The following is a 22,548-nucleotide window of genomic DNA, read 5'->3' as shown; positions in this document are numbered from 1 at the left end:
TGGTGACGGATCAGTCCGTGAAGTAGGGCGCGAGGGCGGCCGCCGTCAGTCCGGCCGAGAGGTAGCCGCCGAGGGTGTGGGGATCGAAGAGGCCGATGTCCGTGGTCGCGTGCACGTCGACCGGGAAGGCACCGCCCAGTTCCCGCGGCACCGCCAGCAGGTCGCCCACGTCGGCGATGTTCACCCAGTGCCGCACGCCAGGGGGCCGCGTCCCGCGCCCGTCGACGGGTTCGGGGTCCAGCTTGCGCATGAGCGCGGGGAGCCCCAGCGGCGAGCCGAGGGTGAGCAACAGGTCGAGTTCCAGGTCCGGATGGGCGTGCAGGGTCTCGTACGCCACCACGCTGCCCAGCGAGTGGGCGACGACGACCCGTGCGTCGTGGTCGCGGACGGCCTGCGCCACGGTCGCCCGAACCGCCTTCCGGCGCCCGGGACGTGAGGTGTACGCGTCGGTGTCCTGAAGCATGGCCACCACGAGGCGGGACAGCAGTTCCGCCAGCCGCCGCCGGGCCTCGGACGGCGCGTCGTCCCCGGCGCGCTGTTCGACGAGCCGGTTCACGGCCCACCGCAGCGGCGAGAGCATGCCGGCCTGGCCTTCCCGGGGCGGCGCCACTCCGGCCGCCTCCAGCCATTCCCAGGCCTCGCCCTCCTGGGCGGGCGTCAGGTCCTCCAGAGTGCTCCCGTCCGCGGACTGCTGTTCGGGCCGGTAGTCATCGGCGAGTTGGTGGGCGTAGTAGGCCATGACCAGGCTCGGCACCGGCACATGGGACAGCCCTGCCGCGTTCAGGCCCCTGCTCAGCCGCTCCGCCGCGGCGGCGGCCTTGAGCTCCGCGGCCTGCTGCGGCGACGCGCCCCGCACGAGGTTCCCGATACCGTGCACAAGCACCACGGTTCCCATCCCCACCACCCCCATGGCCCGACCGAAGACCTGATGCGGGGAGTGTTCTACCCCGTGCGCGACCCGCCCAACACCGGACATGTCGCACTCGTCCGCTCCGCTCCGCTCTGCCGGCCGGAGCACGCAGTCGTCGCGCCTCAGCTCTCCGGCCCGCCGGCCCCGTTCCGCTCCGTCCAGCGCGCGCGGTGTGCCTCCGCCTGCCGCCGTGCCTCCCGCACGGCGGACCGGGGCAGCGGCACGGCGCACAGCTCGGCCAGCGACCCGCCCATCGTGGCGACGAACCGGCGCCCGGTGTCCGTCAGTTCGCTCCCGTCGGCCAGCATCGCCTCGTTGGTCTCCGACGCCGCCTCACGCCACCGGGCACACCGCACATACGCCCGATGGCGCTGAGCCGGGTCGGACACGACAGCGGCCTCCCGGGACCAGAAGCGGGCCACGGCCAGGAAGGCGTACGTGCCGTGCAGCAGGCCGTACAACGGCCTCGGGTCGTCCCGCCACGGCGCGTAGTACCGCGCTCCCGGCTCTGTCGCACCGGGCTCGGCGAGCAGGTCGACGAGGTGCATCACGGCCGCCAGCTTGCTGTGCTGCATCTCGTGGACCAGTGTCTCGGCCAGGTCGCGAGCGTGCGCGGGCCGGGACAGCGTCACTCCGCCGAACATCTCGGCCGCGCTTGCGCTGTGGCGCGCCCGGGCCCCCTCGGCGAGGGGCACCGGAGTCAGCGTGCGCAGGCCGGCATCCAGCTCGGCGGCGTACTCGGCGTGCCGGGCCCGCAGCAGCCTCATGGCCGCCGCGGCCATGGACCGCCAGGTACGCAGTTCGTCGGCGGGTAATCGGTACGGTCGCTCGGCGCCCGTCGCCACGGCCTGGTCGACGTCGTCGATCAGGAGGCACGCCTGCGGCTCGGCGGTCGCGCTCCGCAGCGGCCACCAGTCCGCGTGTTCGGCGCGCAACGCCGTCATCGGCGGAAGGTCCACGCGCAGGCCGGTCCCGGTTTCCAGGACTGAGCCCGCGCGGTTGCCGCGCAGCAGCAGGGCGGTCCCCGGAGCGGTGTCGGGCAGGCGGGCCGCGCCCAGCCCCGGCAGGACGGCTCCCGGTCGGACGGCGGTCAGGCCGATCGAGGTGTCCAGTCCGGTGGCGAGGGCGGACGCGGCCGCCACCTCGGCCAGCGGCAACGGGTCCGCGGTCGCGGGCGCGCTCGTGTCGAGCGCCCGCCAGGTCGTCACCAGCCGTGGCCCCACCGAGGGGTGGCCGAGGATGCGCCGGGTCACGTCGGGCGCCGTACGCCGGGCGTCGGACAGCACGCCGAACAGCCGGTTCACAGCGGTCTGCGAGTCTCCGCCGCACTCACCGGCCCGGTCCAGGACGGCCCTGAGCAGCAACAGCCGCCGGCTGTACTCGCTGTCCCCGAGCAGCCGTACGGCCGCGGCGCCCCCGCCGCCCCGGGCGAGCGCGGCGAGCCGCCGGCCGTCCAGACGGAACGCGGCCGGTGTCACCGTCGTGTGTTCCGGACTCAGGCCAGCTCCCGGAGCCGTGCGGTGTCCTCGGCCACGCGCCGGTGGACATGGCGGACCAGAGCCGCGAGGTCCGGGCAGTACACGCTCGGATTGCCGAATCCGCCGTCGGCCGCGTCGTAGCGGTCGGTGTAACGGCCGCCGCCGCACACCCGCAGCAGCGAGCAGGCCCGGCAGACGGAGGCCAGCCCCGCCGCGCCGCTCTGCCGCCGGGTCACCTCGGGGTGGTCCAGGGCCCGGCCGAACGAGTCCCTGGCCACGTGCAGTCCCGTGCGGGTGGCGCCCTCGTAGCTGACCCGCAGCGTGTCGTCGAGCGCGATGGAACCGTCCGTCTCCACCACGACGTAGCGAATGGGTTCCAGGCCCAGGCCCTCGACGCGGGCCCGCCCACCGAGGAGCAGGGCGACGAGGTCGCCCAGCATCCGCACCTCGGTCTCCCGGACCGGCGCGCTGTACCAGCGGTCGAACACCGCTGCCAGCCAGTCCCCGTACGGCGTGTCGGGCCGTCCCGCGACGCGCCCCGGGGGCGGCGCGGACCAGTTGCCCAGCGGCAGCAGGAAATCGATCATCGGAGGCCGGTGACGGAGCAGCTCCTCATAGGTGGCGACAGGGTCGTTGCGCAGGTCGACGGTGCACAGAAGCCCGGCGAACAGGCGCCGTCGGGGGGCGGCTGCGAGGCGCTGGACGGCCTGCGCGACCTGGTCGTGGCTGCCCCGGCCGTCGGGATGCCGACGGTGCCGGTCGTGCTCCGACCGGCCGCCGTCGATGCTCACCCCCACCCTTATGTCCAGTTCCGCGAAGAGGTCGAGCCAGGCGTCGGTCAGCCGTACCCCGTTCGTCTGCACGGAGGTGCGGACCCGGACCTCCGGCCCCACCTCCCGGGCGATCTCCGTCACGATCTGGCGCAGCCGCCGCGGACCGGCCAGCAGCGGCTCTCCGCCGTGCAGGACGACGGCCACCTGCCGCAGTCCGTGGACGCGGACGTGTTCGGCGATGCGGCGCGCCGTCCAGGTGACCACCGCGGGGGACATCACGCGCGGCTGCTGCCGCCAGGTCTGGTCCGCGGCCGTGTACATGTAGCAGTAATCGCAGGCGAGGTCGCAGCGGCTGTGCACCTTGAGTATGAAGGTGTGGAACGGAAGCGCCGCCGCCCGTCCCGGTGACAGCGCCACGGCGCTTTCCGTGAAATCCTCGCGCGCCACATCCGGCTCACCCGTTTCGGTACTCATCGAGCTCCCGTGTGCGAACGAAATTGCGCTCCGAACCAGGACGGTTTCCTGCGGCGTACCGGACGATCCGATGACCGCCCGAAGCGTCGCACTTGTCGGTAGACTCATTTGAGTCTGACAGCAAGGCATCAGTTTGGCAGCCGAGTTGAGGGGCCAAACCACAACTGTCCGGCAGTCCTCCACTCGTGGCGGATTCTCGACTCAATCGGGACGGTGGGGCTCCGTATGGATGATCAGGTCGAAACACGGGGGGTGCTGGATTCTCCCCTGGTTGATCTTTCGAATTTTCCCTTCGACGCAATCCAGTCACTGCCCGAATCCGTGATAGTGAGTGCCTTACGGCGTGTGCGGCAGGAAGCGGCACGCCCCGAGGCCATGTTCACCACGAATCACGACAAGGGGCCCAGCGGCGGTGACGTGCAGGAGGAGTGACCTCCCGGGTCTGCCCACCGCCCGTTCCCTGCGCCCGATCACCACCGACGAAGCGAAGCGGAGCCGAGATGTCTGAGGCGGACGGCCGGATCTCCCGCCCCCGTGTGGCCGCGTTCTGTTCCACGGCGGAGGACATCGGCCAGACGACCACCCTGCTCAACACGGCTGTACTGCTTGCCCGTTCAGGCCGCAAGGTGCTCGTCCTCGACGGCCGCAACGCCGACGTGCGCACCCGGCACTACGTCCGCTCGGTCGCCCCGGCCGTCGCTCTGCTGCCGAACGAGGAGGGCGGTCCGACCCTGGAGGAGTGGTCTCCCTCCCGTGTCGCCCATCCGATCGGACTGGCGACCCTGAAGGGCCCGAATCCGCTGGCCGCGCTGTCCGGGGCGGGCCCGGATCATGCCGCCTTCCAGGGGTACGACGACGTCCTCATCGACGCACCGATGCCGCGTACCGAGGAACAGACCGCACAGCTCGCGCGGCTGCCGGACCTGCTCGTGGTCTGCTTCACCGCCGACTCCTCCTTCATCGAGGACGCGGCCACGCTGGCCCGGCGCCTCCTGCGGCACGCCGACCGCCCCCTGGACGTCATCGCACTGGCACTGCAGACCGACTGGTCGCACGAGGACCAACTGCGCATCGCCCGCGACCGGGTCGGGCAGAGCTTCGCGCGGCTGCACGGCCGCCCGGTGCGCTACCTGGAGATCCCCTACCACGCGATGTCGGCCCGCAGCCCCCGGCTCGGCACCGAGCTGGACAACGGCAACGGCTTCGACGAACGGGTCCTGCCCGCCCTCGAACGCCTCGTCGCCGCCCTGGACCGGCCGCGCCCCGTCACTCCGAAGCAGGTCACGCTCGTCCACACCTCGCGCCACGCGGTCTGGGCCGACTGGATCGAGTCCCAGCTGCGCGCCGTCGGCGTCACCGTCGTACGACGGACCTACAGTGGCTGGCGTCCCGAGCGCCCGGCGGACGACGCCGCCGTGCTGCTGCTCCAGCCGACCACGGTGCGCCCCGACGAACAGCAGGCACTGCGGACCCTGTCCGATCCGGGGATCCGGATGGTGCTGATGGACGGCGAGGCCCTGCCGCCCGGGTTCGCCCACCACCAGCAGATCGACCTGCGCCGCCACGACGAGCAGCGGGCCGCCGAACTCCTGCTGCGCGGGCTGTCGCTCCCTGTCCCGCGCCGTCTGCCCTACTCCCCCCACCGCTTCCCCAGCCTCCCCAACCGCACGAACATCGCCGCCCGCAGCGTCACCTTCGTGGGCCGCGAGACCCTGCTCGACGACATCCGCGAGGCCCTGCGCAGCCTCGCCGACCAGAACCGCCCCTGCCTGCTCCTCGGCGCGCCCGGCGTCGGCAAGTCCGAAGCCCTGCTCGAGTTCTGCCACCGGTTCGGCGGTTCCTACGACGTCGTCTGGTGGTTGCGGTCGGACACCCCCGACAGCGTCCGGGCATCACTCGCCGCACTCGGTGACGCCCTCGGCGAACCCACCGTCCAGGACCCCAGCGACCACATCCGGGCGCTGCGGGCCAAGAGCGACACAAGGGGCGAGCGCTGGCTGCTGGTCTGCGACGAGATCGACGACGTGACGTCCCTGGGCGAGATGACGGCGATGCTGCCGACGCCGTCCGGCAACTGCCACATCCTGTTCGCCGCACGTTCCGGTCAAGGCCCCGCGCCGGCCGACGCCGTGCAGGCCGCGCCCTTCTGCCAGGAGGAGAGCGAGGCACTGCTCCTGACGCTGCTGCCCGGTCTCCAGCCGTCCCACGCCCGGGCTGTCGTCCACCGGGTCGGGCCGCTCCCGCTCGCCCTGCGCCTGGCCGCGTGCTGGATCGGAGCCGCGGCGACCCGGGCCGAGGAGAAGGACAACCTCACCGGCGCTCAGGCCCGGCAGGCCGCCGTCGAGGCCTTCATCGACACCTGGACCGACCAGCAACAGGCCCACGGCCCGGGATCGCTGACCGGCACACAGATCCTGCTGCGGATGGCCCGCTCCTCCGTACGCTCCAGCCCGGCGGCCGAGGCGTGGTCCCACGAACCGGCGGGCGCCGCGGCGCTGAGCTGGCTGATCGACGCCTGTGCGCTGATCACCGGTGCGGGGGTCGACCTGAGTGTGCTGCGCTCACGGCCCATGAGAGTGGCGCTGGCCCAGGCAGGGCCGGACGACACCGCGGACGGGCAGCCGGTCCGCCCGGCGGACGTCCTCCTGGTCGACGCCGCGTTGTGGGCACTGCACCAGCACGGCCTGGTCGAGTTCGACTTCGCCCGCCCCGGACAGGCCGTCCGCCAGCACCGGGTGCTGCGGGACCTCGTCGTGGCCGGGCTCGGCGACGATCCACGCGTCGAGACCCAACTGCGCGCGGCGCTCGGCGAGCACCTGCTCGGCATGGCCGCGAGCCCCGCTCCTCCCGACTCCGAGACGGTCAGCCGGCGCGGCAGACAGATCGAGGCGCTGCGGCTCTGGAAGGACCCCCGCCCCGCGGTACGGCAGTCGCTGCTCAGCCACCTGGCCGACCTCGTCCGGACCCAGGAGGAAGAGTCGCTCAAGGAGTGCCTGCGCCTGGCCCGGCTCGCACTGGGGTGCTGGACGGAACACGATTCCCCCGAGCACCGGCGGCTGCGCGCCCTGCTGTCCGACGCGCAGTTTCTGCGGGGCGAGTACGAGGAGTCCGGCAGTCTCGCCCTCGGCGTGCTGCGCGAATATCGGGGGCACCTCGGCATCACCCATCCCCGCTCCTTGGAGATGGCCGACGGCTATGCCGCGCACCTGGGCACCGCGGGCTATGTCGGCGACGCCCTCGACGAGGCCCTGCACGTCGCCCGCGGCATGACGAGGCTGCTGGGCCCCCGGCACAGCACCACCGAGCAGGTCCACCGCAACCTGGCCTGGTGCTACGCCGCCGCCGGCGACTACACCGAGGGCATGCGGCTGTTCCGCCAGGTCTACGAACATCGCCGGGCCATCGGCGGCGACGACGACCCCGCCGTCAGGGGCATGGTCCCCTGGCTGGCCGAGATGCACCGCCTGCTCGGCCAGGACGCGGAGTCGTACCAGTTGCTCAAGCACGGATGGACGCCGCGCAGCACGGCACGGCCCGCGATCAACCGCGTCCCGATCACGGTCCTGGCGGAGAACGGGCTGGCCGTGAGCGAGCGCAGGCTCGGCGATCCCGACCGGGCCTGGGAACGCGACACCCGTGCCCTGGACATGGCCGTCAGCGTGCTGGGCGAGCAGCACATGATCACCCAGCGATGCCGGTTCAGCCTCGCCATCGACCACCATCTGCTGGGCGAGCACCAACCGGCGGTGGACTACGCCGAACGCTGTCTGCACACTCTGACGGGCCGGTACGGCCCCGCACATCCGTCGACCCACCTGTGCCGTATGCGTCTGGGGGTTCATCTGCGGGGCGCGGGCCGGCTGGAGGAGGCCCGCGAGACCGGCCTGGCCGCCAACACCGGACTCGGGACGGTCCTCGGCGGACGTCACCCCTGGACCCTGGCTTCCTCCATCGCCCTGGCCGGCACCCTGGTGGCGTGCGGAGACCGGGAAGCGGCGGTGGAACTGGAGGAGACCGCCCAGCGCGGTTACGACCACCTCGGCCTGAACCGGCACCCGGCCAGGGCGATCGCCGCCGACAACCTGGCCATGACCCGCGCCGAACAGCGCGGCGCGGCGGGCAGCGGCGAACTGCCCCGGGTGCGCCGGGACATCGACGTGGAGCTGTTCGTGTGAACCAGAGGCCCAGTGCAGCGCATACGTCGTCTGCCGGAAGGAGTTGCACCTAGATGAACCCGGACGCCTCCGCGGCGGTGAGCGATCCCAGGCTCCTGATCGTGCCGCAAGTCAGCCAGAGCTACGGCCACCTGAGCAAGGAGTGCCGTGCCACGGTCGCGGCCTGCCCGGAGATCCGGTCGATTTCCCACGTCGTCAGCAACACCGTCGTCTTCGCCGTCCGCGAAGCGGATGCCGTGCCGTTCCCCACCGGGATGTCCTGGGAGGACGAGGCCGACACGGAGGGCCGGCCCGGGCGCCGGCTGGTCCGCTGGGTCCTGGAGACCGACGAGGCGATGCGAGCGCTCGACGTGGGCTATCTGATGCGGACTCTCGTCGTCACCCCGGAAGGCGGGATGCAGTGCTCACGTCTGCACTCCGCCCAGTACCTGGTGGGCATCAGCCCGTCCGGCCCCGGTTGCGACGCCATGGACACCACGATGAACAGACTGGTCACCAAGATCAGGACTGGGCGTCAGATGGTCGACGAACTGCCCGGGGGTCGCCCTGGGGAGGTGAAGGAGCCGCTGGTCCAGGGGAGTTCACTGTTCATGCACGTCCTCTCCCGCGACGCCCAGGAAGCACAGCGGCTGCGGGGCATATGGCACCGCCACCTCAACCCGCGCGACCTGCACTACGCCGCCTACTACCGCGACTGGTCCCTGGTGTGCTCCGGTGACGCCTTCGAGCACCAGGAGCTGGAGGACTCCTTCGCGGTCGTCTCGGTCGCGGCCCGCCGGGCGATCTACCGCGACCTCGTCAGCCGCCTGCGTGAGCAGCTGACCGATCTGGCGGGCATCATGGCGCCCGTCACCCGTGCCCCGATCCGGCGTCTCGTCCTCGATGTCGTGGACGGCGCCTTCTACATGCACTGGCTGGGCGACGCGGCGGGCGACTTCGTCGTCGGAGTCACGTTCCGCCAGCCCCAGGTGGCCGTGGCGGAGGAGCGCCTGCTCGATCTCATCGCAGAGGTGCGGGTCCCTCACTGAACGCTTCGCCCAGCTCGCGCAGTACCCGGTCGGCGAGCTGCGCGAGCATGTCCTGCGCCCGCTCGCCAGGCCCGGTCGCGGGTGCCGGCGGGCCGCTCAGCGGAGCGGCACCGCCCCGGTCCAGGCGGGGCAGGGACTCCATCGAGATCTCGAAGCCTCGGCAGATGGCGAACAGCTCTCCCTGGTCGCGTCCGGAGGGTTCCGCCTCACCACCGCCCGGACCGGCCTCCTCCCACCAGCGGACGATCGCCTCGCGGAACGCCTCCAGCAGTCTGCGGGCCAGTACGACCGCTCCCATGCTCTTCAGTGCGGAGTCGTCGACGAGCAGCAGGCGCGGCCGCGGCGGCCGCCCGGCGGCCGTCCGGGCGACGGGCACGAGGCTGGGCCGTGGCCCCTCCCCCTCCTCCAGCAGCCGGTCCAGCGCTTCCTGGGCTTCCCGGAAGTGCGCCCGCACCGGCTCCGGCACCCGCTCGTGCGAGGGACCGGCCACCGGATGCGTGGCGACGACGCGCGGGTTGTCGAGAGCGTGATCGATGCTGTCCACACGTTCCAGGAGGGTCTGCTGCTGTCCCTGGAGGACGTCGAGCCGGTGGGACAACTTCTCCAGCACGGTGTTGTCCTGGCTTGCCCGTAGTCGCTCCGCGAGGCTCTGGACACCGCTGCGCAGTGCGGTGTCGAAGCGGGGGTCGTCAAGCACCAGGGGCATGGTCCCGGTGACCTCGGCGACCTGCCGGCGCATCGCTCCGCACGCGTGACCGTTGACCACGACGAGCATCTCGATGCCCTGGGCCGCCGCGGCGTCGCGCGCGTTGCCGAGGAAATTCTCGATGCCGGTGACACTCGCACGGGTCAGCAGCGAACGCACCGGCAGCACTACGATCCACGCGGTCCGGGTGACCTCGATCCAGCGGGGCTCGCCCGCGCCCGGCGGCCCCTGAAGGTCCCCCAGGCCACGCGGCGACGCGTTGTGCCACCACTGGTCGCCGGCGAGCACGCGTTCGAGCCGACGTGCCGCTTCGCTCATCGGCCGCTTCTCGTGGGTCGTCCGGATCGCCTCGTGCACGGCCTCGACGTCGATCCTCGGGCTGCGGCCGAGCGCCGCCTGGTCCCAGGCCCCTTCGCAGATCCGCAGGATCTGCCGGGGCACCCCGTCCGAGAGGATCACGATCTGCGCCACGGCCGGGTCGGAGAAGGGCGCACAGGGCGCGTCGGACGGCGCGCGCCCCGACCGGAGCAGGTGTTGTTTGATCAGCTCCTCGGTCGCGGGCCGCTCCCAGCTGTCGAGCCACAGCGGCAGCACCCGCTCGTGCAGGGAAGCCGGCAGGGAGCTCCAGAGATCGGGCCGGACGCAGAAGATCAGCAGGCCGCCCTGGTTGACGTACCGGTTGACGAGCATCTCGAAGGCGTTCAGGAACAACGCCCGGTCCTGCGCCGTCCATTCGACGATCTTGTCGACCTCGTCCAGGACGAGCGCGTACGGCCGGTCGCTCTGCCCGTAGACGAGGCTGAACACCGAGAACGCTTCGAAGACACCCTGGATGCCCTGAATCGGCTGGGTGACACCTCGCTGTTGCAGGGGAGCCGCGGGCGCCTCTCCGGACAGCCAGCGCCAGATGTCGGCCTGGTACGCCTTGTTGGGGAGCAGGGCGAGGGCGGTGGCGAAGGCGCGGTGGTCGGTGACGCCGCGCAGGTGGCGGCGGAGATGGCTGTGGATGAGCTCTTCGTCGAGGTCGAAGGCGCGCGCGATCTTCTGCGGATCCAGCCTCCGGTCCCGCAGCCCGCGCAGGAACTCGTCGCGGGCCGCTCCCAGGCGACCGGTGTCGTCCTGTTCGAGCAGCTCCGCCGTGACGTCCGCGTAGAAGTCGGTGATGGCCTGCTCGAAGTCGGCCATGGCTTCGAGGTTGTCGCGAGGGCTCATGATGCGGTGCTGGAAGACGGACCGCATGTCCAACGAGGGCTGACCGATCACCCACAGCGCAGGCGTGGGGGTGCTTTGCCTGAGCATGTCCGTGACCTGGGCGGCGAGGTGGCTCTTGCCCAGTCCGAACTCACCGACGAGGGCGAGGACGCGCCCCCTGGTGGAGGAGTCTCCCGACTGGTTGAGGTAGCGCTGCACCTGTTCCATGAGCTGTTCGTTGATCCGCCTGCGCACATGGATCGCCGGACGCGGGGGACCGGTTCCGACCTGGGTGGTGTCGTCGAATCCCTCCAACTGGACGCTCGTACTGCCTCGGAAGGGGTTCTCCTCCGCGACTGGGAAGGCGTCAGGGCTCATCTCGTCGGTCCTCTTCGTCATCAGGAAGTTCATTGGGTTCAATACCGGCCGTCTCGCCTTGTTCCTTCGCGGGGTCGTCCGGATCGGACGGCTCCTCTCTCAGGAATGCGTCCGGATTCGGGGCTCCTCCTCTGAGGAAGTTGTCCGGGTTCGGTTGGTTCTTGTCGAACCGGAGAAGTACGCGACTTCGCCGCAAGTAGGCTTCGTCGGCCTGCAGTGCGTCGTCCGCCGCCTCGCGCAGAAAGGTCTGGAGCTTCGAAATGCTGACGAAGACCCAGGGCGCCGGCTCGCAGTCGAGCAGATCGTCGTGGATGGCGACCTTGGGGTTCGGGATTCCGGGAAGGTCCATCCACAGCCGCAGGTACTTGCCCCAGTCCTCACGCGCGAGCCCTCCTGTCTTGAGGAGTGTGACGCCCCGCAGTTCACTTTCGTCGAATATCAGGCCGATCTCTTTCTCCAGCGCGGTGTATTCCGTCTCGACGAAGAACACCACCCCGCGATCGGCCTTCTGATGGCAGAACCGGAGGAAGGCCCATCGGGAGTCCTGGTCCTCCCACTTGATGTGCGGAATGATCACGGCGAGTCTGCGGCCCAGTTGCGCCAGCGCGTCGGTGAGCGCGTGCCAGGAGTGGTAATGGTCGGGCGAGTCGATCTCGGGACCACAGACATCCGTGAAGCCGGGTGTTCTCCTCAACTCGGCCACGACGGTGCGGAAGATGCGGTTGATCACCGTGCTCAGCTCGGGCGCCTCCTGGTGCCCGCTGGGCGACGACTCCAGATCGCGCCCGTTGTTGCGCACACCGGTGACCGGCACGACGGAGATCGCATCGGACTGCTCGCGAAGACGCCATGGGCGGGGCGTGTCACCTTGCCGCTCGACATCGGGCCGGCCGTCGTCGCCGCTCTCGGGCTCTTCGAGCCCTCTGACGAACTCGTGGACGCAGCGGTGCAGGAGACTGCTCTTGCCGGTGCCGGGCAGCCCGCTCACCACGACCAGGTGCCCGCGTCCGTCACGGTCCGGGGTGATGTTGCGCGCCACCTGTATGAGCTGGTTGCGGAAGGCGTGCACGGCCGGGGGCACGTGGTCGAGCTCCACCCACAGGTCTTCGTGACCTTCGATGCACCACGGAACCAGCGGCTCATAAGGGAGCCACGGCGGTTCGCCTCCCGCGGGAGGCGTTCCGAACATGTTGCAGTGGATGAATGGCATGGTGTGTTCCCCCGAGGTTGCGCTCCGGGCGTCCCGTCCCCTTGGATCGCCCGGTGTCGTACGTGGTGTGGCGTGCCGCCGGGATGCCGGTGACACCGTGCGCGGCACCGTCGGCGCAGGCGCGTGGTGGGTGGCGAATGGTTGGGCACCGCCGGCACACGGTGCGGCCCGGTGCCGTGCGCGGCCTTCTGCGATCGGTTCACGCCTCCCCCTTTCGCTCCAACTCGATTGACGGAACACCTGTGATGACGATCCGTCTGTTGTCAGTCGCCCCGCCGAGCGTGCGACTCCGCCCATCAGCTCACATGAGCCGCCGCAGCCCTCTCAGGGCGATCCCCGCTACGGAGACCACGTACTCATTCGGGTTCCGGTTTCAGACCCTGGCCTGTTGGCTGGGCGTGCCGGGGCGGCGGTGCGATGGCGGGCTCCGCTGCGAGGGCGGGGTCCCGGGGGCGCACCGGCAGCCGGCTGATGAGCCGCGTGACGAGGATCTGCGCGGCGAAAAGGATCAGTGCGACGACCAGCGCCAACGCCACTCCGTCGGCGGGCTGCCGGGCGCCGGGACAAACGGTCGATCTGGGCCACGACAATACCGAGAACGAGGAATTCCGGCTTAGGGAAGGCCCACACCACGACGAGGGCGATCAATGTGGCCTTGAGGAGGACGCCGGCCGTCACGGCGACCAGGACGCTCTTCAGGGAGCGTTTGACCTCGGCGGCCAGGGCGACGCCGGCACCGACGACCATGCGTGGCAGGCCGATACGGGATCTGCCTCGTAACAGTCTCAGTCCCAATGCCTTCGCTCCGTCCGCCCTGGTAACGGGTTCCGTCGCGCGGCACAGGTATGGAAACCGTGCGGTTCGTCATTGTCGCAGCCGCGCGAGTGGCTCATCATGCACCACACGCGCACCATCGCGGTCGCAGATCGGCTCACAAACAACGCCTTCTCACCCCCGTAGCCGCCCGCTCGACAAGGCGCACCCAATTCAGCTTATCGGGATACTCGCCTGTCGGGCAGGGGATCGGCGTCTCTCTTGTCGCTCATACGGATCATTCAGCCCAGGGGCGCCGTTCGGGCACGCACAATACGCGGTCGGGGGACATCGCGGGGTTGACACGAGGTATCCGCTCGCTTTCCGGTGGATCGGCGAACCGAAGCGACCGCGAAATGAGACGGTTCTTTCACCGGACGCCGAAACAGACGACGTCACGGGTTCAGCGGCAGGTGTAGGCGAAGGACGCGGACGCCGTGTGCCGGCTGGGGGACTTGATGACCAGCCACGCCGTCGCCTTGCTGGTGCCCTTGCCGTGGAAGGTCCACAGCAGGCGCAGCCGCGTCTCCTCCTGCCCCTTGCCCAACCGCTCTTCGCGCGGACCCGACGAGGTGCCGTCGCTGCGGTTCCACTCGTAGGTGAACGTGCCGGCCGCGCCGTTGGTGTTCACCACCGCGACCACCTCGGCCGTTCCGTCGCATCCGAGGACGCTGCTGGTCTGCGCCGTGACCTGGGTGATCCGCAGGTCCCCCGTCTGCCGTTGCCAGAGCAGCCAGGCCAGCACGATGACCAGGACGGCCGCCGCCAGGCCGTATCTGCGCAGCCAGTGCGGTCGGCCGCGGGGGGCTTTTCGGCTCCCGCGCTCCCCCGTGCCGTGCCAGACGTCGACGGCGGTGTCCGTCAGCCCCAGGGGCGGGACGCCCGGTCCGAAGTGCAGGACTTCGGACTCGGGCGCGGGCTTTGGCGCGGGCGCGGGCTCTGGCTCTGTCTCCGGCCCGGGCTCTGAGTCGGTACTGGTCCAGTGGGCGTCGAGGGCGGTCGGAACGTAGGTGGCGTCGACGACGTCCCTGATGGTCGGTTGCACATCCGGGTCCTGCAGGGTCGGCTGCAGGGCCGGCTCCGGTAACTCCCACGGCACCACCGGGCGCTCGCCGCGGTCCGTCATCCTCGCCCCTCCGTTCGGCTCGCTCTCAGAGACTCAGATCGACCGGCATCAGCCGGGCTCACCCTCCACGGCCACCGGAGCCCCCTGCCGCGGAGTCACCGCCGAAGTCCCTGCCGACCCCGGGCCGGTGCCGCTGCCGGCGACGGAGGTGCCGGAGTCGGTGCTGCTCTGCCTGGTGGAGTTGAGTGACTGCGTGCTGGGGCTGGGGCTGGTGTTGTCGTCATCCCCCGGGCCCGTGCCGTTGCCGGTCCCGGGTTCGCCGTCGCCGGTACCCGGGTTTGCGTGGCCGTGCCCCGGGCGCGGGGTGGGGTCCTCTCCGGTGCCGGAGCCGGTGCCGGTGCCGGAGCCGTCCGGCCCGGTTCGGGGCTCGTCTGTGACTCCTGTCCTCGGGTCCTCGTGCTCGTCAGGAACCCCGTTGTCCGGTTCTTCGGTCACATCGCGGGGAGGCTCGTCTTCGGGAGAGTCCGTGACTGTGGGGTCGATGTCGTTGAGCTCGGTGGGGCTGGGGTGCGTGTCGTTCTCCACACCGGTGCCCCCATCGGTGTTGGTTCCGGTGTCGCCGGGCCCGCCGCCCTTCTCCGTCCCGGAGCCGGTATCACCCGCCCGGGTCCGGGCGTCCGTGCCCCTGTTCCCGGCGTCACTGCCGGAGCCGGAGCCGGAGCCGGAGCCGGTGGCGTCATCGGCGGGCGCCGCGCCCGCCCCGTCGGAGTCCGCGCCCGCCTCGGGCGTGCGGTCAGGCTCGCTGCCCCGCGTCCCGTTCGACGAGCCGGTGTCCTTCCGCGCGTCGACCCTGGTGACCGCCTCGGTGTGGGCACCGGCGTGCGCTTCGACCCCGTCCGCCGAGCCGTTGGGCATCACGCTGAGCAGCCCCGCCACCGCCACGGCGGCCGCGCCGGTGAGCACATCGGCCCGCCTGCGCAGCCGCTTGCGGCGCCGTGCGGTCAGCACGGTGCGGGCCAGTTCGGCCGAGGAGCCCACCAGACGAGCGTCCAGGCGTGAGATCGCCGACGGCACGAGGGCCGCCGCCACCGCGGCCAACCGACTCTGGCCACTTTCCTCCCAGTCGGCTCCGTACGCGTTCTCGGCCACCCATTCCAGTTCCCGCAGGAAATCGAGAGCGCTCGCGGGCCTGAGCGCCGGGTCCTTGGCCATGCCGTGCAGGACCAGCCCACGTACCTCTTCCGGCACTCGGTCGATCCGCACCGGCTCCTCGACGTGCTGGCGCAGGAAGTCGACTGGTTCCGGCCCTTCGAACGGGCGCACGCCGGTCAGGCACTCGTAGAGGGTGGCGGTCGCCGCGTACACATCACCGGCCGGGGTGGCGGCCTCCGTCCTCCACTGCTCCGGGGGCATGTACGCGCAGGTGCCGCTGAGATTGTGGCGGTCGCCGGTGCGCGCGGAAATCCCGAAGTCCACCAGCTTGGTCTGGCCGTCCCAGTTCACCAGCACGTTCTCGGGCTTGAAGTCGCGGTGCACGACGCCGACACCGTGCGCGGCGGCCAGCCCGCGCAGGGAGCCTTTCAGCACGACGAGTGCGGCCTCGGGGTGCGTGGGCCCCTCTTTCCGCAGCAGCGCGCGAAGTGCGGCGCCGTAAACCAGTTCCATGACGATGGCCGCGCCCTGCTCGGCTTCGACATACTCGTACAGTCGCGTCACATGAGGCGACGTCAGACCACTGAGAAGCCGGGCCTCGTTTCGCAAGGCAGCGCGAAATTCCGTCTTCGAACACAGTTCCTCATTGAGGTACTTGATCGCGACGTTCCGGCTGGTCGCGGTGTGACGGGCGATCACCACCCGCCCGTTCCCACCCTTACCGAGTTTCCTGAGGTCGACATATCCGGGAACGGTCCACGAATCGTCATCCCGTTCGACTTTCCACCCGTCGCGCCCGGTCGCTCCTGCCACATTTCCCCCTGGTGTTCAGTTGCGCTGCGGCTCCTCCGACGAGGCAACCGGGGAAATTCTTCCAGCGGAAAAAGATCCAATACACCAAGAAATTTCACAGTTCTGCAACCGTCATCACGCACGTCAATGTGTGCCATGCCTGGAGGTGACGAACCGCACCAGCTGCCAGGGCAACCGGTACGGCTCACGTCCTGTCAGCCAGCCCTCACGCGTCGAGCGCCACACATTCCCGCAACAGCGGCTCCAGGCGCATTTGAGCACCTTCGCGGTCGAAGACCTGAAGGGCGTCGAGGCAGGCCACGATCCACCGCGCCTCCTCCTCGTCGACCTCACTCTTGACCGCCACGGCGGTCAGCGCGCTCTCCCAGTCGAACCATCCGTCCTTGTACTCCTCCGTCAGGGCCCGGTATCCGGTCGCGAGCAACGGATCCGCGTACAGGCCCGTGTCCCTGGCGAAGGCGTGGGCGCGGGCCCGGTCGGTACGCAGGTCCGCCATGCGGCGCAGCGCCTCGTCGGGGTCGTCCAGTTCGCGGTGCAGCCGATGGGCGTCGCCGACCAGTCGCGGCCAGCCGCCGGTCAGCTCGTGGAGCCGGTCCAGCCGGTCCTCGCGCTGGAACATGTCGACACGCTGCGCCCAGCCGCGCAGGCTGCGGTGGTCGTGGCGGCGCAGCACCACCGGGTCGGCCGTGGTGGGTTCGGCGCCGGTCAGCAGGGGGCGCCACAGGGCCAGCTGGCTGGTGTCGGTGACGAGGACGACCGCGCGGGTCACACCAGGGGTGACGGGCAGCAGCGTCTCGGCGAGGTCGGCTGCCTCCCTGCAGGTCTCGGGGCGAACCGGGTCCCGGTAGTTGACGAAGTCGCTGATGACGACACGTCGTTCGCCGGGACGCCCGCCGGTGAGTTCCTGCTTGTAGACGCTGGGCTTGCCTACGGGTGGCAGCATCCAGCCCGCGATGCCCGCGGTGAGCGTCCGCAGGGTGTGGGCGACCTCGCCGACACCGGTGGCGGGGCTGCCCAGGACGATCCTCGTCTGGTTGGACCGCCGGCCGAGGAGATCGTCCAGCTGGGTGTTGGTGAGCGGTGCGGGCCGGCCGTCGGGCAGTTCGGGACGGCCTTCCTGCACGATGCTCTCCTGGAGTTTGTAGTCCTCCTCGGCCCTGAGCAGTCGGGCTTCCACTTCGTGGGAGGTGCCGATCATGCGCAAGGCGTTGGGGCCACGCAGATGCCAGCCCAGGCCGTCGTGGTTGGGCGCGAGGATGCCGAGACCGACCATTTCGGAGAGGTAGGCGCGGAAGCCCTCGGTGTCGAGTTGCTCGAACCCCTTGCGCCAGTACGTCTCGCACTCCTCGCGCAGTTCGGTATCGCTCAGCCGCACCTCCAGCCCCCGGTGGCGAGCGTGGTACGCCAACACGTTGGCGATCACGTCGTAGCGGTGGTCGAGGCTGAGGGTGTCCTTGAAGGCGGCCGAGATGCTGTCCCTGAGTCCGGCGTCCGACTCCACGACCTCGATATCGGCGAGCTCTACCACGTAAGGGGGTTCGTTGAGTCCGTCCGGGCCGCGCCGCGCACGCTTGCGGTGCATCAGCTCCACCAACCGATGGCCGAACATCTGGAGCAGGAACGGCTGGTACGAGCAGTAACCGAGCACCCGGTTGACGAGATCCAGGTCCTGGAACTCGAAACCGAGCGCCCGCATCGGCTCGACCAGCAGCTCGGCCGCATACTGGGGAGCCAGCGGGCCGATCACCTTGGGGGTCTGCGCGAGGTGACCGAACGGCCCGTTGCTCGCGAGTTTGGAGAAGCGCTGCACGGAATGCAGACCGGCGAAGACGACCTTGGCCCGGTCCTTGGTATCGTCCCCGAGGCCCTTGAGCTTCTTCGTCTGGTTGAACCGGGGTGCGTCCGCCTCGAAGAACTGGTCGCACTCGTCGAGCAGGATCAGCAGTCGGCGGCGTGAGTCCGCGTCGGTCCAGGCCCGGATGCCCGCGCGCACGCGCTCGGAGATGTCGGCGTTGTCCTTCGCGGCCTTGCGGCCCTGCGGCGGGTCAAGTACCTGTGCCTCGGTCAGCTTCCGGACCAGGACGCTCCACAGCGCCTCCGGGCCGAGCGAACTGCCCTTGCCGATGTTCTCCTGGTCCAGGTTCACGTACACCGCTTGGTGATAGCCCGGGCGCTGCTCGACGAATTTGTCCCCGGCGTCGGCGAGCAGTGCGGACTTGCCGAGACCCCGGCCGCCGTAGATGACCTGGGTGCCGCGCGGGTCGATGATGCTCTTGCGTTCGGCGTCACGGCCGTAGAACATCTCACCACCGATCCGGCCGCGCTTCTCCCTGATGTACGGGTTGACCCCGGAGAACGGCAGCAGCGTCTGCGTGGACGTGCTGACCTGCCGGTTGCCCCATGCCGCGAGATAGGCGAGGGCCGCGTCGTCCACGACCAGGAGTGGTTGCAACCGGTCCGAGCCGACGGCGAGTTCCACGCGGGCCTCGCGGCTGAGCGTGCCGAAGTAGGCGACCAGGAGACCCGCACCACTGGTGTCGCGTTCCGCGAGGCTCATGACGACCTTGGCGGGCGGGCGGCCCCAGACCATCAGTACCCGCAGCGTGCCACCCTGCTCCCGGATCTGTGAGCCAAAAGCGGGTGCCTTCGCCCTGCCGTTGATCTCGACCTCGGTGGCCTCGAAGAAGCGGTACTCGCGCCGGCGCAGGTTCGGCGACCGCTCGTCCAGCGGCCTGGCGCTCTTGGCGTCGTAGCCGAGGAGCTTGAGGAGTGGGGGCAACTGACGCCGCCCGGACACTTCGAGCCGGTCCTTCGGCTCGGTCGCGCCGAGCTCCCGCCACGCGTCCAGGGCGTCCGCCGCCAGTGCCGCCTCGTCGCTGGAAAGAGCACTGTAGTCGAGGACGGACAGCGTCGGATGCTTGCCGCCGGACCGGACGAGGTCCACAAGCTCGCGGTCGATGCCTCGGGGAAGGCTGTCGGGTACCGCCGGGAAGAAATCCGTCAGGTGGGGTTCGCTGCCCTCGATCTCCGGGACGGGTTCGCCGATCTCCAGGAAGTAGACGAGGTCCGCCGCGGTGGCCAGGCCGCCGGTGTCCAGGTGGCGCAGGACTTGAGCGCGCCCGTCCGCGGTGAGGTCCAGCGCGTCGAGCCGGGCACGGATCCGGGCGGCAGCCTGCTGCCGGAAGTCGGGCAGGTCGTTCCGCACGGTGTCCAGAGCCCGGCGTACGTCCCTCAGGTCGTGCGTGCCGGTGCCGTCGAGCCGGTCCCGGGCGTCGGCCAACAGTTCCTGCAGGCGCAGATCCTGGTCGTCGGTCACAGCACCGTCGGCCTGCGCGCGGTGCAGCTCGGCGACGAGTTCGTCGTGTTCCCCGCGCAGCTCCGTGCGCCGGACGGCCTCCTGCTCGTCGATATCGGCCAGGGTGGGCGGGGTGAAATCGCCGGACTGCGCGGCGGGCAGCAGCCCACGTCCAGCCAACTCGACGACGGTACGGGCGGCGCTGAAGGCATCGCGGGAGAGCCGCTCGGTGAGGGCGTCCTGCCAGGTGCGGTCGACCGCGGTGAGGAGCAGGTCGAGCGAGGGCCGCTCGTCCGGGGTGTCGCAGACCTTCAGCAGTTCCGCGTCCAACACCTTCTCGGGGACCATCGAACCGCCGGGACGTGTGGTCGCGGAGTCACCGGCCAGCAGGGCGAACAGCTCCTCCATGGAGGCGCGTGCAGCCCAGGCGGTTGCGGCGGCGTCGGCACCCGAGCGCCGCGCCAGCTGTTCCAGCTCCGCGATCACCGCATCCTTGCCGTCCAGCAGCGACCGGCGCAGGGAGGAGATCTCCTTGACCGCCCTGTTGCTGTCGGAGCGATCGCCGCGGCGGATACCGTCGACCGCCAGACACCACTCCTTGACCAGTCCGACAGCCCGCTCCACGAGGTGCACCAGGTCCTGACGCCCGGAGCCTTGGAGCGGCTTGCCGCTGACCGAGCGGTGCTTGCGGTCCATTCGGTCGATCTCGTTGTTGATCTCGGTCAGCTTCGACAGGCGTTCGGCCTGGTCCCGCACCTGCGGTACCGCGTCGCGCTGATCGCGGACCACGGTCGTCAGCAGCGATCCGAGCATTCCGCCGTCAGGGGCCAGCCAGCGCTTGGCGATCTCCGTCGCCCGCGCGAACCGCAGCTTCGGCGGCACCAGCAGCGCACGGCACTGCTCGCCGAGCTCTCGCAGCCGGGCCTCCGTCTCGGAGACATCGGCGATGACGACCAACGGGGAGGCGATCATGAGCACACCGCTGAGGGCACGGTCGGCGACAGCGGCCGCGGCCTCGGCAAGCCGGTCCGGCAGACGGGGCACCAGCGCCTTGAGCTGGGCGCCCGCCAGGTGGTCGCCGGTGACCAGTGCCGTACGCAGCAGGGCGGGCAGCAGCAGGAGCTCGCTGCCCTCCGTGTCATGGCTCGCGTGTGCGCCGTACTGCTGGAGCAGGCCCGTGGTCAGCCGGGCGCCCTGGCTGTCGCCGGAGGTCAGCAGCGCGGCGGCACCGGCCAGGCGGAGCGCCGCCACCTGCGGCTCGGGGTGGCCGCCGGCACGTGCCACATGGTGGGCGAGTCCGAAGCGCCGCTCGACGACGAGCCGCGCCAGAGCCCGCTCGGCGTCGGTCTCCTCCTCGTCTGCCTCGTCTTCGGTCATGGCCGTGACCGGCGCGGGAGCCGTCTCCGGATCGGGAGCCGATTGCGGCACGGGAGCCGCTTCCGGAGCCTTCGCGTGCCGGTCGTGTGGCCTGCTCGGACCGTCGACGGTAGGCGTGGGCGCGGCGTCACCGTCCGGGGAAACGAGCGGTGCCGGGTCACTGGAGGTACGTGTCTCGGTCAGCGCGTCGCCGGTGTCGGCCTCACCGGGGACCGCCGCAACGGGCTCGGCGGCTTCCGTACCGGGGGCGGGGTCAGGCGCGGTTCCCCGCGTGGAGCGGTCGGCGGACACTCCCGTCGCCTCCCCGTCCGCCCGTTCACCCTCCCGGCCGGCCTCGCGCTGCTCGATCACCGTACTCTCGGCGGGATCGCCGGCCTCTGCCTCCGCCTGCGCGAGGCCCTGATCGAGGCCCTGATCGAGGGCCTGATCGAGGGCCTGATCGGGGGCCTTCAACTGGGGCAACGTCAGTTCCGGAGCCATGACCGCCGCCATGGCACAGGCGGGCAGCCCCCGCACGACCTGCTCCTGCAGAGCCAGGATCTCCGCCGCGGCGTCCGCCTGCCGCCCCAGACGGATGAGCTTGGCCAAGGCGGTGAGTGCGGCGCCCTCCTCCCGTTGCGCCTGCTCCCACACCGGTGTGTCCAGCAGACGGCGGGCCGCGCCTCTCACGGCTTCGGCGGCAGAGGCCGCGGGGCTGTCCGGGCGGCAGACGACAGCCAGCAGTTCTCGCAGGGTCTCCCGTGTCCGAAGGTCATGTTCGTGCGCCGCCCGGTGGGCCTGCGCGGCGCGCGTCATGTCCTCCAGCCGACGAGGCACCCCCTCGATCCCCGTCGCGCGGAACACCGCCTCGGCGCTGTCGAACACCGCGCTCAGCGCGGTCAGCGGTACCAGGTCCTCGTCCTGCGGAGGGCGGCCGTCCGCAACCGCGTCCGCCACTTTCTCCACGGCTTGCCGGGCTCGGGCGAGGGCGAGTTCCAGCTCCCCGCAGACCTCGTCGGGCCGTCTCGCCCCGAAGGGCCGGTCGTCGGCCGCGGTTCCGGACATCTCGTTCGAGGAGGCCGCGAGCGGCGGCCCCTGCTCCTGCTCCTCCTGCACCACACCGGACAGGAAACCCGGGTACGCCGCCGCGATCGACCGTGCCACCTCAGCGACAGCGGAGAGCCGTGCCCCCTCGTTCTCGCCGGCCATCGCCACGAACCAGTCCTGGTCCGCAGCCCAGGCAAGGATGTGGGCATCGGCGACGGAGGCATTGCACCACGCGAACACCGTGGCCCGGACCAGCGTCGCTCCCCACCGGGAAACGGGGTCGGCAGCGGACTCGCCGTCCGACGCTATGACAAACGCGACGAGCTGGTCCATCACCGTCTGGGTGAGACCCCTGAGCCCGCAGTTGCAGGCGCGTTGCCGGGCTTCGCGCCGCAGCCGGGCGAGAACGTCCTGACACAGCGCATGGCCGGCCCGTCGAGGGGCCGCCATGCGGATGCCCAGGTTGCCGAGCAACTTCTGCCGGTCCTTGGGCGGCAGAGAGTTGAAGGCGAGTTCCACCATGTCGACCGTGAGGTCGCTCAGAGCGGCGGCGGCCGGGTGCTCCAAGGCGTTGAGGGCGGCGGCCAAGCCTGAGAGTTCCTCGGCCGAGACGCCCGGCGGGGACAACGGCGGCCCCGTCACGACGTGGTAGCGGTCATGCATGTATACGAACTCCGTTTCTG

12 protein-coding genes are annotated in these 22,548 nt (G+C 70.7%); 3 read left to right on the top strand and 9 right to left on the bottom strand.

The features are described from left to right. Nucleotides 1–10: 10 nt before the first annotated feature. From SSQG_RS29440 to SSQG_RS29430, 3 genes are all read right to left on the bottom strand, one after another. The gene (locus tag SSQG_RS29440; RefSeq protein ID WP_039933870.1) at nucleotides 11–895 is read right to left on the bottom strand and encodes a hypothetical protein; all 885 of its coding nucleotides are present in this window, start codon (nucleotides 893–895) and stop codon (nucleotides 11–13) included. Between the two features lie 137 nt (nucleotides 896–1,032). Beyond that, nucleotides 1,033–2,388 (bottom strand): HEXXH motif domain-containing protein, encoded by a 1,356-nt coding sequence (locus tag SSQG_RS29435; protein WP_003993568.1) that lies wholly within the window; start codon nucleotides 2,386–2,388, stop codon nucleotides 1,033–1,035. 17 nt (nucleotides 2,389–2,405) lie between these two features. Continuing rightward, nucleotides 2,406–3,635 carry an FxsB family cyclophane-forming radical SAM/SPASM peptide maturase gene (locus SSQG_RS29430; RefSeq protein ID WP_003993567.1) on the bottom strand — a complete coding sequence of 410 codons (1,230 nt, stop codon included), beginning with the start codon at nucleotides 3,633–3,635 and terminating at the stop codon, nucleotides 2,406–2,408. Nucleotides 3,636–3,860: 225 nt separating this feature from the next. Here SSQG_RS29430 and SSQG_RS41525 point away from each other — a divergent pair, with 225 nt between their 5' ends. The 3 genes from SSQG_RS41525 to SSQG_RS29420 all read left to right on the top strand — a co-directional run bounded on the left by SSQG_RS41525 (nucleotide 3,861) and on the right by SSQG_RS29420 (nucleotide 8,838). Continuing rightward, complete coding sequence (locus SSQG_RS41525) at nucleotides 3,861–4,067, top strand: hypothetical protein (RefSeq protein WP_158681138.1); 207 nt, start codon at nucleotides 3,861–3,863, stop codon at nucleotides 4,065–4,067. Between the two features lie 68 nt (nucleotides 4,068–4,135). Continuing rightward, entirely contained in the window at nucleotides 4,136–7,810 is a 3,675-nt protein-coding gene (fxsT, locus tag SSQG_RS29425) for an FxSxx-COOH system tetratricopeptide repeat protein (protein WP_003993566.1), read from the top strand. Between the two features lie 53 nt (nucleotides 7,811–7,863). Beyond that, nucleotides 7,864–8,838, top strand: a complete 975-nt coding sequence (locus tag SSQG_RS29420; protein WP_003993565.1) for a hypothetical protein — start codon at nucleotides 7,864–7,866, stop codon at nucleotides 8,836–8,838. Here SSQG_RS29420 and SSQG_RS29415 read toward each other — a convergent pair. The 6 genes from SSQG_RS29415 to SSQG_RS29390 all read right to left on the bottom strand — a co-directional run bounded on the left by SSQG_RS29415 (nucleotide 8,810) and on the right by SSQG_RS29390 (nucleotide 22,528). Then, a complete protein-coding gene (locus SSQG_RS29415; protein ID WP_244299285.1) occupies nucleotides 8,810–11,134 on the bottom strand; it encodes a hypothetical protein in 2,325 nt (774 codons plus the stop codon). The two genes, SSQG_RS29420 and SSQG_RS29415, sit on opposite strands and share 29 nt — an antisense overlap. Next, the gene (locus tag SSQG_RS29410; protein ID WP_158681136.1) at nucleotides 11,103–12,323 is read right to left on the bottom strand and encodes an ATP-binding protein; all 1,221 of its coding nucleotides are present in this window, start codon (nucleotides 12,321–12,323) and stop codon (nucleotides 11,103–11,105) included. Before SSQG_RS29410 ends, SSQG_RS29415 begins: the two co-directional genes overlap by 32 nt. Nucleotides 12,324–12,679: 356 nt before the next feature. Continuing rightward, the gene (locus tag SSQG_RS41520; RefSeq protein ID WP_158681133.1) at nucleotides 12,680–12,853 is read right to left on the bottom strand and encodes a hypothetical protein; all 174 of its coding nucleotides are present in this window, start codon (nucleotides 12,851–12,853) and stop codon (nucleotides 12,680–12,682) included. Between the two features lie 686 nt (nucleotides 12,854–13,539). Beyond that, nucleotides 13,540–14,262: a hypothetical protein gene (locus tag SSQG_RS29400; RefSeq protein ID WP_003993560.1), complete on the bottom strand. Its 723-nt coding sequence runs from the start codon at nucleotides 14,260–14,262 to the stop codon at nucleotides 13,540–13,542. A 48-nt stretch (nucleotides 14,263–14,310) separates the two neighbouring features. After that, entirely contained in the window at nucleotides 14,311–16,167 is a 1,857-nt protein-coding gene (locus SSQG_RS29395) for a serine/threonine-protein kinase (RefSeq protein ID WP_003993559.1), read from the bottom strand. Between the two features lie 205 nt (nucleotides 16,168–16,372). Further along, complete coding sequence (locus tag SSQG_RS29390) at nucleotides 16,373–22,528, bottom strand: NUP-1 (RefSeq protein ID WP_039933863.1); 6,156 nt, start codon at nucleotides 22,526–22,528, stop codon at nucleotides 16,373–16,375. Nucleotides 22,529–22,548: the final 20 nt, after the last annotated feature.

This window comes from Streptomyces viridochromogenes DSM 40736, assembly GCF_000158955.1.
GTDB lineage: Bacteria > Actinomycetota > Actinomycetes > Streptomycetales > Streptomycetaceae > Streptomyces > Streptomyces venetus.
The sequence above is the reverse complement of the archived record's forward strand: the minus strand, read 5'-3'. Positions and strand labels throughout refer to the sequence as shown.

Excerpts from the sequence above, each read along its gene's own strand:
- SSQG_RS29420 (WP_003993565.1), top strand. The coding sequence starts at position 7,864 with ATGAACCCGGACGCCTCCGCGGCGGTGAGCGATCCCAGGCTCCTGATC.
- SSQG_RS29400 (WP_003993560.1), bottom strand. The coding sequence starts at position 14,262 with ATGACGGACCGCGGCGAGCGCCCGGTGGTGCCGTGGGAGTTACCGGAG.
- fxsT (WP_003993566.1), top strand. The coding sequence starts at position 4,136 with ATGTCTGAGGCGGACGGCCGGATCTCCCGCCCCCGTGTGGCCGCGTTC.
- SSQG_RS29415 (WP_244299285.1), bottom strand. The coding sequence starts at position 11,134 with ATGACGAAGAGGACCGACGAGATGAGCCCTGACGCCTTCCCAGTCGCG.
- SSQG_RS29440 (WP_039933870.1), bottom strand. The coding sequence starts at position 895 with ATGGGAACCGTGGTGCTTGTGCACGGTATCGGGAACCTCGTGCGGGGC.
- SSQG_RS29390 (WP_039933863.1), bottom strand. The coding sequence starts at position 22,528 with ATGCATGACCGCTACCACGTCGTGACGGGGCCGCCGTTGTCCCCGCCG.
- SSQG_RS29430 (WP_003993567.1), bottom strand. The coding sequence starts at position 3,635 with ATGAGTACCGAAACGGGTGAGCCGGATGTGGCGCGCGAGGATTTCACG.
- SSQG_RS41525 (WP_158681138.1), top strand. The coding sequence starts at position 3,861 with ATGGATGATCAGGTCGAAACACGGGGGGTGCTGGATTCTCCCCTGGTT.
- SSQG_RS29410 (WP_158681136.1), bottom strand. The coding sequence starts at position 12,323 with ATGCCATTCATCCACTGCAACATGTTCGGAACGCCTCCCGCGGGAGGC.